16 protein-coding genes and 1 pseudogene are annotated in these 14,458 nt (G+C 55.0%); 13 read left to right on the top strand and 4 right to left on the bottom strand.

The genetic code is table 11. The annotated features are described in order from the left end of the window. The first annotated feature begins 98 nt into the window (after positions 1-98). From C230_RS0113110 to C230_RS22630, 8 genes are all read left to right on the top strand, one after another. The gene (locus C230_RS0113110) at positions 99-1,136 is read left to right on the top strand and encodes an aspartate-semialdehyde dehydrogenase (protein WP_026174308.1); all 1,038 of its coding nucleotides are present in this window, start codon (positions 99-101) and stop codon (positions 1,134-1,136) included. Positions 1,137-1,148: 12 nt separating this feature from the next. Further along, positions 1,149-2,363, top strand: coding sequence for an aspartate kinase (gene dapG, locus C230_RS0113105; protein ID WP_018132501.1), 1,215 nt, complete (start codon positions 1,149-1,151; stop codon positions 2,361-2,363). Between the two features lie 111 nt (positions 2,364-2,474). Further along, the gene (dapA, locus tag C230_RS20410; RefSeq protein WP_018132500.1) at positions 2,475-3,365 is read left to right on the top strand and encodes a 4-hydroxy-tetrahydrodipicolinate synthase; all 891 of its coding nucleotides are present in this window, start codon (positions 2,475-2,477) and stop codon (positions 3,363-3,365) included. A 243-nt stretch (positions 3,366-3,608) separates the two neighbouring features. Then, positions 3,609-5,276 (top strand): ribonuclease J, encoded by a 1,668-nt coding sequence (locus tag C230_RS0113095; RefSeq protein WP_018132499.1) that lies wholly within the window; start codon positions 3,609-3,611, stop codon positions 5,274-5,276. A 103-nt stretch (positions 5,277-5,379) separates the two neighbouring features. After that, on the top strand, positions 5,380-6,165 hold the full coding sequence (locus tag C230_RS0113090) for a ClpP family protease (RefSeq protein ID WP_018132498.1): 786 nt from the start codon (positions 5,380-5,382) through the stop codon (positions 6,163-6,165). Next, on the top strand, positions 6,165-6,407 hold the full coding sequence (locus C230_RS0113085) for a YlzJ-like family protein (RefSeq protein ID WP_018132497.1): 243 nt from the start codon (positions 6,165-6,167) through the stop codon (positions 6,405-6,407). Before C230_RS0113090 ends, C230_RS0113085 begins: the two co-directional genes overlap by 1 nt. Before the next feature lie 143 nt (positions 6,408-6,550). Next, entirely contained in the window at positions 6,551-8,926 is a 2,376-nt protein-coding gene (locus tag C230_RS0113080) for an FtsK/SpoIIIE family DNA translocase (RefSeq protein WP_018132496.1), read from the top strand. 62 nt (positions 8,927-8,988) lie between these two features. After that, positions 8,989-9,270 (top strand): hypothetical protein, encoded by a 282-nt coding sequence (locus C230_RS22630; RefSeq protein WP_156807459.1) that lies wholly within the window; start codon positions 8,989-8,991, stop codon positions 9,268-9,270. Positions 9,271-9,429: 159 nt separating this feature from the next. Here the strand turns inward: C230_RS22630 and C230_RS0113065 are convergent, their stop codons facing one another. Beyond that, positions 9,430-9,768, bottom strand: coding sequence for a hypothetical protein (locus tag C230_RS0113065; RefSeq protein ID WP_018132493.1), 339 nt, complete (start codon positions 9,766-9,768; stop codon positions 9,430-9,432). A 289-nt stretch (positions 9,769-10,057) separates the two neighbouring features. Between C230_RS0113065 and nth the strand changes: the two genes are divergently transcribed. Next, positions 10,058-10,708, top strand: coding sequence for an endonuclease III (gene nth / locus C230_RS0113060; RefSeq protein WP_018132492.1), 651 nt, complete (start codon positions 10,058-10,060; stop codon positions 10,706-10,708). 151 nt (positions 10,709-10,859) lie between these two features. Here nth and C230_RS0113055 read toward each other — a convergent pair whose 3' ends face one another. Then, positions 10,860-11,411, bottom strand: coding sequence for a hypothetical protein (locus tag C230_RS0113055; protein WP_018132491.1), 552 nt, complete (start codon positions 11,409-11,411; stop codon positions 10,860-10,862). Positions 11,412-11,530: 119 nt separating this feature from the next. On the opposite strand from C230_RS0113055, the gene C230_RS0113050 reads away from it, so the two are divergent. Then, positions 11,531-11,905 carry a Lin0512 family protein gene (locus C230_RS0113050; RefSeq protein WP_018132490.1) on the top strand — a complete coding sequence of 125 codons (375 nt, stop codon included), beginning with the start codon at positions 11,531-11,533 and terminating at the stop codon, positions 11,903-11,905. Further along, positions 11,902-12,687, top strand: coding sequence for an SDR family NAD(P)-dependent oxidoreductase (locus C230_RS0113045; protein WP_018132489.1), 786 nt, complete (start codon positions 11,902-11,904; stop codon positions 12,685-12,687). Before C230_RS0113050 ends, C230_RS0113045 begins: the two co-directional genes overlap by 4 nt. Before the next feature lie 45 nt (positions 12,688-12,732). Here C230_RS0113045 and C230_RS0113040 read toward each other — a convergent pair whose 3' ends face one another. Continuing rightward, a complete protein-coding gene (locus C230_RS0113040; RefSeq protein WP_018132488.1) occupies positions 12,733-13,116 on the bottom strand; it encodes a hypothetical protein in 384 nt (127 codons plus the stop codon). Next, on the bottom strand, positions 13,106-13,714 hold the full coding sequence (locus C230_RS0113035; RefSeq protein WP_018132487.1) for a DsbA family oxidoreductase: 609 nt from the start codon (positions 13,712-13,714) through the stop codon (positions 13,106-13,108). The genes C230_RS0113040 and C230_RS0113035 overlap by 11 nt, the downstream gene beginning before the upstream one ends. Positions 13,715-13,815: 101 nt before the next feature. Here C230_RS0113035 and C230_RS0113030 point away from each other — a divergent pair, with 101 nt between their 5' ends. Then, complete coding sequence (locus C230_RS0113030) at positions 13,816-14,013, top strand: cold shock domain-containing protein (RefSeq protein WP_018132486.1); 198 nt, start codon at positions 13,816-13,818, stop codon at positions 14,011-14,013. Positions 14,014-14,285: 272 nt separating this feature from the next. Then, positions 14,286-14,458 (top strand): annotated as a pseudogene (locus C230_RS23400) (IS110 family transposase); the annotation flags it as partial.

The following is a 14,458-nucleotide window of genomic DNA, read 5'->3' as shown; positions in this document are numbered from 1 at the left end:
GCGTGTATTGGTACTCTGCACAAGCTGCAAAAATTTCGTTGATCGGCAGGGTGTTCGAGCCACGGTCGGCGAAAAGTATGTTGAAGGAGTTGCTGTTGATGGAGAGGAAAAAGCTTTACAATGTAGCAGTCGTTGGGGCTACAGGTGCGGTTGGACAAAAGATGTTGGAGACGCTCGAAAAACGTAGCTTTCCGGTGGGGGAACTGCGTCCTTTGGCGTCCGCCAGATCGGCAGGACAACAGGTAACCTTCCAAGGCAACACGTACACCGTTCAAGAAGCGACTCCGGAAGCGTTTGTCGGTATCGATTTTGCCCTGTTTTCCGCAGGCGGATCTGTCTCCGAAAAACTGGCTCCGGCGGCTGTCGAGCGGGGAGCGGTGGTGATCGACAACACCAGCGCGTTCCGGATGCTGCCGGAAGTTCCTCTCGTCGTGCCGGAAGTCAACGCTCATAAAATTTCGCAGCACAGAGGCATCATCGCCAACCCGAACTGCTCCACCATTCAGATGGTGGTGGCCCTCAAGCCGATTTATGATGCCTACGGAATCGACCGAATCATCGTTTCGACGTATCAGGCGGTCTCCGGTTCCGGCCAAGCGGCGATTGATGAACTGCGCGAGCAGACGCGGGCTGTGCTGGACCGACAACCGGCTAACCCGCAGGTGCTGCCGGTGAAATCCCTGCCGAAACATCACCCAATCGCCTTCAATGCGATTCCGCAGATCGATGTGTTCGAAGAAAATGGGTTCACCCGCGAAGAGATGAAAATGGTGAACGAAACGCGCAAGATTTTTGGCGACGATTCGATTCAGATCACGGCCACGTGCGTCCGGATCCCCGTTTTCTACGGACATTCCGAGTCGGTCTATGTGGAAACGCGCAAGCCGTTTGACCTGGCGGAAGTACGGTCGCTGCTGGAATCGGCGCCGGGCGTCAAAGTGGTCGACAACCTGGCGGAACAGGAATATCCGATGGCAATCGATGCGGAAGGCCGGTACGACACATTTGTCGGCAGGATTCGCCGCGATCTGTTCCATCCGCGCGGCCTGAACATGTGGATCGTATCGGATAACGTGCTGAAAGGAGCCGCTCTGAACGCGGTACAAATAGCCGAATATATGGTGAAATCCAAGTAACAGGAGGACCCAATGCGAATCATCGTGCAAAAATTTGGCGGGACCTCGGTGGCGACCCGCGAAAATCGGCTGCTCGCAATCGGTCATATTGAAGACGCCATGAAAGCCGGTTATCAGGTTGTGGTCGTCGTGTCCGCGATGGGGCGCAAGGGAGACCCGTATGCAACCGATACTCTGCTCGGGCTGTTGGATCCGCAGGATGAGTGCGCGAGCCGGGAAAGAGATCTCTTAATGTCATGCGGTGAACTGATCTCCGCTGTCGTCTTTTCCTCCATGCTGAGAGGGCGCGGCTATGACAACTGCGTGCTGACCGGCGCGCAGGCGGGGATCTTGACCAATTCTGACCATTCCAACGCGCAGATTATCTCAGTTACTCCTACGCGGATTTTGCAGGAATTAGAACAAGGAAAAGTGGTGATTGTTGCGGGTTTCCAGGGTGCCGCTGAAAACGGCGACATCACGACGCTCGGCCGCGGCGGCAGCGATACCACGGCGACGGCCCTGGGGGTCGCGCTGAACGCCGAGTACGTGGATATTTTTACCGATGTGGACGGAATTATGACAGCCGATCCGCGAGTGGTAAACGATGCCCGCAAACTGCACACCGTCACTTACGCGGAAATTTGCAATCTGGCCTATTCGGGCGCCAAGGTGATTCACCCACGGGCGGTTGAAATCGCCATGCAGAAAAATATCCCGGTGCGCGTCCGTTCCACCCTGTCGAAAGACGACGGAACGCTGATCGTCAGCCAGGCCGAACTGGACCGGATGGAACCGCGCGCGATGCGGGATCAGGTGCTGACGGGCATCACGCATACGGCCAACCTCACACAGGTGCAGGTGAACTGCGCCCCGACCGGCGGCAACCAGTTGAAAGTGTTCCAGGCGATGGCGGACAATCGGATTTCGGTCGATTTTATTTCGGTCACGCCGACCGGCGTCGCTTTTACCGTGCCCAACCAGGACAGCGAAAAAGCGGCTGCTATTTTGCGGAACGCCGGGTTTGATCCGGCGCTGTTGCCCAACTGTGCGAAAGTCTCGGCCGTCGGTGCCGGTATCGCCGGTGTGCCGGGCGTGATGGCAACCATTATGGAGGCGCTGACCGAGGAGGGGATCGAAGTCCTGCAGTCGGCCGACTCGCATACGACGATCTGGTGCCTCGTTCGCGAGGAGGACATGGTGAAGGCTGTGCGCGCCCTGCACGCGAAGTTCAGGTTACATGCATAACGCTTGCGGGCATGTGAATCAAGGGTGATCAGTCAACCATCAGTGGTTTGGCGTACTTTTTGGGCATCTTAAAAAACGAATTCGGGATTTTACTCTTAGGTGGTGGACCGATTGGATTTTGGCAGAATGGTTACCGCAATGGTGACCCCCTTCAATGATCAGCTGCAAATCGATTACGGGCGTTTGGAGAGGCTGGTGGAACACCTCTTGCAGACCGGCACCGAGTCGCTGGTGGTAGTCGGAACGACAGGTGAGTCGCCGACCTTGTCGCACGACGAAAAGCTCGATCTGTTCAAAAAAGTGGTCGAACTGGTCGACGGCCGAGCGAAAGTGATCGCCGGCACAGGTACGAACGACACGGCTGCTTCCGTCCGTCTCTCGAAAGAGGCGGAGCAGTGCGGGGTCGACGGGCTGCTGGTCGTTTCTCCGTACTACAACAAACCTTCACAGGAGGGGCTGTATCGCCATTTTCAGGCGATCGCCGAAGCGACCCCGCTGCCGAACATGATCTACAATATCCCGGGCCGTACGGCGGTCAACATCGAAGTGTCCACGCTGGCGCGTCTGGCGGAGATTCCGAACATCGTGGCGGTCAAAGAATCGCCGGCCGATTTTGGCCAGGTGTTGAAACTGATGGCCAACAAACCGCGAAATCTGACCGTCTATTCGGGTGACGACAAACTGCTGCTGCCGTTTTTGGCGCTGGGCGGATATGGGATCGTTTCCGTCGCTTCGCATGTGGTCGGCCTGCCGATGAAACGAATGATCGACCGGTTTGTTACCGGCGACATGGTGGGAGCGGCCGAACTGCACAATCGGCTGTTGCCGATTTTTGAAGCATTGTTCCTGATGCCGAGCCCGGCCCCGGTGAAAGCGGCGCTCCATCTGATCGGCGTCCCGGTGGGCGGCGTCCGTTTGCCGCTGGTGGAAGCGGATGAAAACATGGTCGGGCTGCTGCGTGAACTGCTTGCGGAGTGGCACCCGGAACTACTCGCCTCGTAATGGGTGGTGAACAGTCTGGCTGTTGCTGGCCGGAGGCCGCATGAACCGATTTTTTCTGTGGATTTCTCATGAGCCTGTACAGGCTCTTTTTTTCATCTGCGCATACTAGTACGGATAGAATCTTGTGTCAGCGACAGAGGTTCATGTATAATAATGCCAAGTGACTGGTGCGGGTTTTTGGTAAACACGAACTGGGGGCAACACACGAACGAATGTACGAGCAATCAAGATGGAGGTGTAGTTTTGAGCAAGACACACAACAAATTGTCGATCATCCCGTTGGGCGGAGTTGGCGAGATCGGCAAAAATATGACGGTTTATGCGTACGGGAACGACATCATCGTGATCGATGCCGGCCTGAAATTTCCGGAAGAGGAAATGCTGGGCATCGACATCGTGATTCCTGATATTACGTACCTGGTTGAGAACAAGGCGAAGGTGCGGGGCGTTTTCCTTACCCACGGACACGAGGATCATATCGGCGGACTGCCTTATCTGTTGAAGCATCTGCAGGTTCCCGTCTATGGGACGCGGCTGACGCTCGGCCTGGTCGAAGGGAAACTACGGGAACACGGCCTGCTGGAAACCGCCAAACTGAACGTCATCACCAACCAGAGCGTAATCCAATGCGGCGACTTCACCGTCAGCGCATTTCACAACAACCACAGCATTCCAGACACTGTAGGCTTTGCGATTGACACCCCGGAGGGCGTGATCGTCCATACGGGCGATTTCAAGTTCGATTTCACACCGGTAGACGGGCGTCCGGCCGATTTTTACAAGCTGGCAGAACTGGGGCAGAGGGGCGTGCTCGCGCTGCTGTCTGACAGCACCAATGCGGAGCGGCCGGGGTACACCATGTCGGAACGGGTGGTCGGGCAGACGATCAACGACTGTTTCGCGACGGCGGAGCGGCGGATTATTATCGCCACGTTCGCTTCCAACTTGCATCGAATCCAGCAGATCATCGACGCGGCTGAAAAATTTGGCCGCAAGCTGGCGGTCGTTGGCCGCAGCATGGTCAACAACATCACGATTGCCCACGATCTCGGTTATCTGCGGATCAAGCCGGGCACGCTGATCGATCCGGATGAGTTGAATAAGCTGCCCGCCGATAAAATCGCGATTCTGTCGACCGGCAGCCAGGGCGAGCCGATGTCGGCGCTCACCCGGATGGCGCGGGCGACCCACCGCAAAGTGGAAGTGATGCCGGGCGACACGGTGATCATCGCTTCGTCACCGATCCCGGGCAATGAAAAATTTATCTCTCGTACAATCGACCAGTTGTTTCGAATTGGCGCCAACGTGATTTACCAAGCTGTTTCCGGCGTGCACGTGTCAGGTCACGGAAGTCAGGAAGAATTGAAACTCATGTTGAGTTTGGTTCGGCCAAAATACTTCATCCCTGTTCACGGCGAATACCGCATGTTGAAACGTCATGCCGAACTGGCAGTCGGTACTGGCGTTAATCCTGACCATATTTTTATCGTCGACATCGGCGATTCGGTCGAATTCCAGGGTGGCAGAGCGCGGTTAGGCCCGAAATACACGGCCGGCAACGTGCTGATCGATGGACTGGGCGTCGGCGATGTCGGCAATATCGTCCTGCGCGACCGGAAGCTGCTGTCGCAAGACGGCATTTTGGTCGTGGTGGTCACCCTGTCGAAACAGGACGGCACCATTCTGTCCGGCCCCGACATTATTTCCCGCGGTTTTGTGTATGTCCGGGAGTCGGAGGAACTGCTGGAAGAGGCGAACAAGATCGTGATGCAAACACTCGGCAAAATGGTGGCCGAAAATGTCAACGAGTGGTCTTCCCTGAAAAACGGCGTGCGCGACGCGCTGGGACGCTACCTCTATGAACAGACCCGCCGCCGGCCGATGATTCTGCCGATCATCATGGAAGTGTAGACAGGGAGCAGACAAGCCTGATGGAAACATCAGGCTTTTTTTGTATGCAATCGCGACGGCTGAATCATACTACACGCGAGAAGGGAAAAGGAGTGACCAGTCGATGAACAACGACAACTGGATGCTGCGCTATATCAACAACACCCCGCCTGCTCCGGAAGTGCCCGTTCCGCCGGCGCCTGCCCCCGTGCCGAAGGATGACAGACGCAACCCGCTCGTTGAAAATCTCGAAACGCTCGGTCAGACGCAGGTGGCGTCGGCGGATCAATCGAATATTTTTTGCATCACGGTGATCGGACAGGTAGAAGGCCACATGGTGTTGCCGCCCCAGAACAAAACCACGAAATACGAACACATCATTCCGCAGCTGGTGGCGGCCGAACAAAATGACAAAATCGAAGGGATTCTGGTGATTTTGAACACGGTTGGCGGCGATGTGGAAGCCGGTCTGGCCATCGCCGAGATGATCGCGTCGCTGTCCAAGCCCACCGTTACGCTGGTACTGGGCGGCGGCCATTCGATCGGAGTGCCGATCGCTGTGGCTTCCGACTATTCCTTCATCAGTGAGACCGCGACGATGACGATCCACCCGATCCGGTTGACCGGTCTCGTGATCGGGGTGCCGCAATCGTTCGAGTATCTGGAGAAAATGCAGGAGCGGGTGATCCGGTTTGTCACTAAACATTCCCGCATCAGTGAGGAAAAATTCCGCGAGCTGATGCTGAAAACCGGCGAACTGGCCCGCGACATCGGCACGACTGTCGTCGGCAAGGACGCGGTCGAATACGGACTGATCGACCAGATCGGCGGATTAGGAGATGCAATCAAGAAGCTGAACGAACTGATCGAACAGTACCGTCAAAACAAAACGATGGGAGTTGTCCAATAATGCTCCATTGGGCGGCGATCCCGCTAGAAACGGTGCTGGAAGGGTACGATTCGATGGAATGCAACTGGATGGAAACCGAGTATCAAGGTGTGAAAATGCTCGTCGAACCGTGCGGGCAGGGGTGCGGCCGAGTGGTACGTTTGTTGTCGCCCAACCCGTACGACTACCTGAAACCGAATCTTGCTCCCGGTTCGATTGTTCCGCTCTTTCAACCGGAACAGGCGATTGCGAAACAATCGTAAAGTGGCAAATCCATCTGTTTGGCAGGAAATTGCGCCCGCGTGCAGAAACAATTGGGTACGGCAAGATCGCTGCGACAGCACCTTCCAGGTGTTGTTTGTTTGCGCATCCGGCTTACTGCCATTTTTCAATTGGAGCGGGAAATATGGGGAAACGGAAAAGAAGCGGTACGGGGAAAGGCAAACAATTGATCAAATATGAAATTCTGGGACTTTGTCTGCTGGCTACGGCCGGTCTGACATTGGCCGGGATGGGCTGGGTAGGCAAACTGATCGCGTACCTGTTCATGTTTGTGGCGGGAAATTGGCACTGGATGATCGGGCTGTATTTGATTTACGCCGCTTTGTATATGATGATTAAGCGGTTGCCGCTGCGGTTGTCGGTCCGACAAGGCGGGATCGTCCTCTTGATGCTGGTGGTGTTGACCTGGAGTCACCTGAACCTTTATACATCGCTCGTCGCTGCATCGGGGAGAGAACCCGATTTGCTGGCGGTGACAATGAACAAGATCAGCACCTTGCATGACGCCTTTTCGGGAAAACCGGGCGTGAAGGGGGCCGCCCCTCCAAACGCCGGGGGTGGTTTGGTCGGCTATGCGGTTTTTATGGTAATGCACAGGCTGTTTGACACTGCCGGAACCGTATTTGTGCTGACGATTCTGGCGACCGTGTCGCTCACGATGATCACTGGCAAATCGATCGTGGCGGGGCTCGGCAAGATCGGCCGGGTAATCGCGAATCGGGCCCGGATTGTCAAATCTGAGATAAAAGAAGCGTGGGAATTGCTGAAACCGGATCCGGTGGAGCGAACGGCCGATTCGAAACCAAAAGCCCCCCGGCAGCAGGCCTCTTCCGAGCAGACGGCGGCAGCCGCCCAAGCGGGCGTGCTTGAAGATACGCTCCCTTTAAAAATCAGGGACTTTGCCGACCAACTGCAGGGAGAAGGGAGACTTGGCCAGGACAAACCACCGGCCGCCGGTGAGCGGACGTCCGCTCAAATCACCGTCAGGTATAAAGAGCGCAGTCTGCCAAAACCGGTGAAGGAACCGCTTCCCGACTACGAAACAACCGAGCCGCTGGTGCTGCAAATGCAAACGCACGATGACGCGTACGAACTGCCGCCTTTGTCTCTATTGGAAGCGCCTTACGGGCCGCGCACGGGCGGCGACCGCAAGGACCTCGAGGCGAATGCCCTGAAATTGCAGGAAACGCTTGCCAGCTTCGGTGTGCAGGTAAAAGTGACGGAGGCCCATCGCGGACCGACGGTCACCCGCTACGAGATTCAACCGGCGGTCGGAGTGAAAGTATCGCGGATTGTCAACCTGGCGGACGATCTGGCGCTCGCTTTGGCAGCGAAGGACATCCGGATCGAGGCGCCGATTCCCGGCAAGGCGGCAGTGGGGATCGAGGTTCCCAACCGGGAAGTGGCAATCGTCACCTTGCGGGAAGTGATTGAATCGACGGAGTTTCAGACGGCCCCGTCGAAACTGTCGATCGCTTTGGGGCGGGACATTTCCGGCGCCCCGATCGTTGGCAATTTGGCGAAAATGCCCCATCTGCTGGTGGCGGGCGCGACCGGTTCCGGCAAATCGGTCTGTATCAACGGGATCATTACCTCGTTGCTGTACAAGGCAAAGCCGAGTGAAGTGAAGTTTATCATGATCGACCCGAAAATGGTCGAGTTGAACGTGTACAACGGTATTCCTCACCTGCTGGCACCGGTTGTGACCGACCCAAGACGGGCCGCCTACGCGCTAAAAAAAGTGGTGCAGGAAATGGAACACCGCTATGAGCTGTTTGCCAAAGAGGGAACCCGCAACCTGGAAGGGTACAACGTGATCATGCTGGAACGGGCGCAGCAGCCGCTGCCCTATATCGTGGTGATCATCGACGAGTTGGCCGATTTGATGATGGTTGCGCCCGGTGATGTGGAAGATGCGATCTGCCGTTTGGCGCAAATGGCGCGGGCTGCCGGCATCCACCTGATCCTTGCCACGCAGCGACCGTCCGTTGACGTGATCACCGGGGTGATCAAAGCGAACATCCCTTCCCGCATCGCATTTGCCGTTTCTTCGCAAATGGATTCGCGCACGATCCTCGATATGGGCGGGGCGGAAAAATTGTTGGGCCGCGGCGACATGCTGTACCTGCCGGTGGGGGAATCAAAGCCGATCCGCCTTCAGGGCGCATTTTTGTCAGAGGCGGAGGTGGAACGGCTGGTCTCGTACGCGAAACAGCAACAAACGGCCGCTTACCATCTGGATCTGACGGCGCCGCAAGAGGATGCAGCGGCCGATGATACGGAGCTGGATGCGCTGTTCTGGGAAGCGGTCAAATTGGTTGTCGAATCGGAACAAGCTTCCGTTTCTTTGATTCAGAGGCGGCTGAAAGTCGGCTATTCGCGGGCGGCCCGCTTGATCGACCAGATGGAGGAAAAAGGGATTGTCGGCCCGTTTGAAGGCTCGAAACCGCGTGAGGTACGGTTGACGAAAGAGCAACTGGCCGACATGTTGCAGGCCTAACTGACGTGCAAAGCCACAACCGCCACACATAACCGGGAAAATGTCACTGGTGCCCTCCCCCGGTGCGGCAACGACTTGCGGCATATCCGCAGGCGAACCCTTACTCGGGCGAATCAGGACTCGGCAAGCTGCTCATACTACGGAAAAAGAAATGGGGATCGGTCATGCGTTCGGAGAGTTCACGTGTGATCCATATATTTGAGATTCCGGAAACGGTTGCCCGGCATGTGCTCGAGGTACTGAAAAATGATCTGAAGGAATACGAGTCGTTGGACGAGGATTTTGGCGAAGGAACGAAGCATTCCATCCAATCGTTTGTCGCCGAACTGGAGAAGCATTTCTGAACAAGCGAAGGGGGATCTCGATGTATCCGGCGTGGATAGCTTGGGGCAACTGGATCGGGTACGGCACGCTTATCTTGGCGGTGGGGCTCATCTGGTACCTGGCCGCATACAGACGCCGCCGGCAAAAGCGGTGAAAAAGACCCGTGAGAACGGGCCTTTTTATTCCTGGGTGATCCCGATCACATAGGCGTGCGAGTAATTGATGTCCAGCCGGCGGGTCATCCGATACAAGGCGTAATTGATCGGCGCATGGCCATTTTTGTTCAGCGTGTCGAGAATCGTATAGACGGTGAAAGGTTCCTGCAGGCAGTTTTGGTATTCGGGGTCTGCCATCAGCAAATCGATCCAGTGATCGTTGTAATACTCGCCCAGCCGGTGTTGATACGCCCGTCGGTAGACGTCTTTGACCGTAAACGGCAATTTCAGGGCTTTCAGATAAATATCTAGTTGTAACAGCGCTTTCGCCACTTCCCGTTCATTTTCGGAACCTGACATCATAGGAAACACCTCTTTTTACACGATTGGTTTGTCAGTTTCCGACTGGAAGCCAACGATGCTCCGGCCCCATCATCAGACAACCATCGGGCTGCCGAAGAAGACTCATAATCCATCATATGCCGATTGCAAAGCCCGTATACCTACAAAAATGCATTTGTGTCTGTTTGCGCTGTGCCGGTGCGCGTTGAAGCGGTTGCAATGCCCGCTCTCAGGCGGAACAGGAATCAATCGATGTGAGCGGACGCTCCCAAGCGTTCTTTTTTTGTTTATAATAGACGCAGGTGATTGTATGAACAAAAAGACGGTCCGCAGGATTTTGGACACTCTAGCGGAAATGTTTCCTGAGGCACATTGCGAACTGCACCATTCCAATCCGTTTGAACTGTTGATCGCGGTTGTTTTGTCCGCTCAGGCCACCGACCGCAAGGTGAATGAGGTAACGAAAGAGCTGTTCAAGAAATATAAAACTCCCTGGGATTACGTTTCCGTTCCCTTGGCAGAACTGGAGAACGATATCAGGCATATCGGATTGTACCGCAGCAAGGCGAAGAACATTCAGGCATTGTGCAGAGCGTTGATTGAAGAACACAACGGGGAAGTGCCACGGGAGCATGAACAGCTGACCAAACTGGCCGGAGTCGGACGCAAGACTGCGAACGTGGTGGTGTCCAACGCCTTCGGTGTTCCCGCCATTGCCGTGGACACGCATGTGGAACGGGTGTCCAAACGCCTTGGCTTGGCGAACAAGAAAGACTCCGTTCTGGAAGTTGAGAAAAAGCTGATGAAGGCGGTTCCCAGAGAGGAATGGACGCAGACACACCACAGGCTGATTTTCTTTGGCAGGTATCATTGTAAGGCCCAGAAACCGGCGTGCGATTCCTGTCCGTTGGCGGACATTTGCAAAGAGCAAAACCGGACAAGGGGGAGGGGGGTATCCTGACCCTATTTCTTTTCCCATGTTGTGCGATCCCAAGGGGTCTCTCCTCGCAGCTCGACTTCACTTCCATGTTGGAAAACTTTATAATGTTGCAGTACAGACTGTTGGGCTCAGGCATGAGGGGAAAACGGCAGGAACGATTGAAAGACAAACATTAATAGTAAGAAAATCGAAAAGCGGCTGGAGTGTAACGAGGAACCGCTTGCTTGCGGTTGACCGTTTTTTGGAAGATAGCCAGATACTGATGAGCAGCCAGCCGGAAAGGCAGTCCTTGACACGCATGTTGATCGATGATGGTGAGTACTTTGAACCGCTGGGCCAGGAATCGATGCACCAGTTGGAAACCATTGGGGACCAGTTTGCCGGAACGAATCTCATCCGTAATCAACAGCGCACAACATCCGCCCGGCGATAAAATCCGTAAAGCTTCGCGCAGCATCTCCTGCTGTTCGGACCGATTCATCAAAAGCAGCGTGGCGGCATCAAGGCACAGCAGATGAATCAGGTTCTCCGGCAAGCGGCGCATGTATGGATACAGGTCTGGCACAGGATGATTCGGCTCGGTGCAGCGCAACAGCTCGTTCCCCACCCGATTCGCAACGGTCGAATCACGGAAGCCGTTGAACACGATGTCGAACGGGCGGGAATAATTCTCGATCACAAAGCGGGCGATCGTTTCATTCCATTGGTTGGCGGCAAGCAACATCCAGATTCAACTCCTCACTTCAAAATCGTATCCTGCGGTGAAGAATTCCGGGTGCAAGAAAATTTTAGCAAAAGGCTGTCTGATCGTCAAGAACATATGTTCGGAAAGGGGTGCTGTGAATGAAAGTGGTATTTGTCGAGATCGGGATGGGCGTCGATTTGCATGGCCAGGATGTGACGGAAGCTTGCGTGCGGGCTGCCCGAAATGCGATTCAACATAATTCGATGCCGGGGCTGCGGGAGTTTTTGCCCGGCCGGGATATCAACAACATGCGGGTCAATGTGAAGCTCGGAGTGCCGGCAGACGCCGACAAAGTGAACATTGAAAAAGTGAAGTCCGTTTTTCCATACGGGCAAGTGACTGTGGAGGTGGTACCCGGCGGATTGTTATGTTCGAGCGGTGTCGTTTTGCCGGATAAAGGGGATCGCAACGACCTGGTGTATATTGTGAACGCAGCGGTAGAAGTCGGCTACGAACCGGGTGATTCGGCATGAACCTGAAAGGCAGAGTCGCCCTGATTACCGGCGCTTCCAGCGGAATCGGTTGGGAAACGGCACTTGCGTTTGCTGCCAGGGGATCGTTGCTGGCGGTGGCTGCCCGTTCCCAACACAGGCTGCAAGAGTTGGCGGCGATCATCGAAAACAATGGAGGACAATGTCTACCCGTACCGGTCGACGTAACTGACCCGGGCTCAGTCTACACGATGGCGCAGAAGGTCATCGACCGTTACGGACGCATCGACGTCCTGGTCAATAATGCCGGTTTTGGCGTATTCGCGCCGGTGCTGGAAGCGGATATGCAGGATATCGTCGGGATGATGGATGTAAATTATTTTGGCGTGGTCCGTTGCATCCAGGCTGTTGTGCCGCACATGGTCAGACAAGCAAAGGGGTGTGTGGTGAACGTCGGTTCCATGGCCGGATTTGTGGCGGCGCCGACGCACGGCGGCTATGCGGCGACAAAATTTGCAGTGATCGGCTTGTCGGAGGCGTTGCGCGAGGAAGTGAGGGAACACGGCGTCAAGGTGATTACGATCAATCCGGGGCCGATTGACACCCCGTTTTTCGAACGGGCCGACATTCAAAAAATTCCGAGAGTGGCGCAGCGGTTCATGCAAAAACCGGACCGGGTGGCGCGGGCGATCGTGCGGGCGGTCGAGCAGGAAATTCCGCAGGTGATGGTACCGGGAGGCATGGCCCCGCTGGTCAAATTCAAAGCGTTGATGCCCACCTTGTTTGCCCGGGGAGCCGGCAGGCTGTACCGGAAACAAAAATAGCGAACAGCCGGATTTTCCCGTCTGCGGGAGGGCCGGCTGTTTGTTTCATGGAGCGAAGTGCGAATGTACGGAACCGTCCTGCAACAGTTTTCCCAAAAAAGCATACTGGCGTGGGCTTGTTTGGTACAGTTCCTGCAAGACCAGCGGAATGGCATTCGTTGTGTCGCCGAATTTTTGCCGCATAGGTTCGGTGATGTTTTTCAGCTCGAACTGGCAGCCGTTAAACTCAATCCCTTTTTCCAATGCGGCATAGGGAAACTTGCGGATCACCTTCAGCAAGAAATTGTGGTCGATATCCGAACAGAACAGGCTGTGGTTTTGTTCGGCATCAACGAACAAAACGCCGCGCGGGTGAAAATAGAAATCGTCCGGCTCTTCGACAAAAATCGTGTAGATCGACTGCACCGGGATCTGCTTGTCAGGCTTCATGCAAAAAAGATTCTCCCTGCTTGATAAAATTTTGCAACTGCTCCAATGACGGCATGTCCTTAAAATGATGGATCTGGATCGTTCGCCCATGTGCTGCATAAGTTGGGATCGTCCAAATTTTTTCGGCTGCGCTTCTGCGAAAATCGTCTTCCACCGCCTGCCGTCCTTGTCTGTCCAGGAACGCCGCCCGAAATTCCTCCACGTTCAGGCCAATCCGGCCGGCCGTTTCCAGAATCGTGTCGCGGTTGGAAATGTCTTTTCCTTCTTCCCATTTTTGACGAAACAGCTCGCGGCTGAATTCAAACTCCCGGTCCATCCGCTTGGCGATCTTCGTCGCTTCCTGCGCGGCACGCGTGCCTGTTGCGGGCGAGTCGAAGCGGATTGGCACGCCAAGTTCCCGCGCGATTCCGCTGGCGAACTGCTTGCCCTGTTCCTTATAGCCGGCCGGCTTGGGATCGACGACCGCATCGTCCGGCATCCGCCATGCGGCCAGTTCCACCTGAATTGGCTGTTTTTTCAACAATTGTTCCAGCATGACATGGGTAAGATAACAGTACGGGCAGTTGTAATCATAAAAATAGGTGAGTTGCTGATGCATCGGCTGCTCCCCTCTCTTTCTGCCTGAAATTTACTTTCATTCTGGATACTAGTAGAATGTCCGTAATGATCTATTTTTAATGTACCTGCAGGAGGTTTCCTATGCAAGGAAAAGTGAAATGGTTCAACGCAGAAAAAGGATATGGTTTTATCGAACGGGAAGACGGCGGCGACGTGTTCGTCCATTACTCCGCGATCCAGACGGAAGGTTTCAAAACACTGGAAGAGGGACAACTGGTCTCCTTTGACATCGTCGAAGGAACCCGCGGCCCGCAAGCCGCCAACGTGTTCAAGCTGTAAACCGATCCTCGGATCGCTTGCTTTTCCTGCGTGGGTAACGTCTGGCACCGGCATGATCCTTCGTTGGAAACGTAAGCGAACGTGGCTCCGAATCCAGGATTCGGAGCTTTTTGTTTGAGGATGATCGCCACCGCCCGGGCCGATACTAAACTCGGAAAGGAGCTATTCCTGTGATGAATTAAAATGCGGTTTGCAAAACAAAAAGCGCCTCCTGTATGCTGGGTCTCGGAATGGTTGACATTCACTGCCCTAATTAGAGGAGGACGCTCACTATGAAGTTTAACCAATCGAACAAACAAAATCAACGGATTTCGAGAATTTCTGAAACGACTCTGGTCATTGGAACCGACATCGCGAAACACAATCACGTCGCTCGTGCCTTTAATTACCGAGGCATCGAGCTCGGCAAGCGTTGCCTGTTCCAGAACGACGAAAATGGTCTGTT

The organism is Effusibacillus pohliae DSM 22757 (genome assembly GCF_000376225.1).
GTDB lineage: Bacteria > Bacillota > Bacilli > Tumebacillales > Effusibacillaceae > Effusibacillus > Effusibacillus pohliae.
Note: the sequence above shows the minus strand (reverse complement) of the source record. Positions and strands in the feature narration are given on the sequence as shown.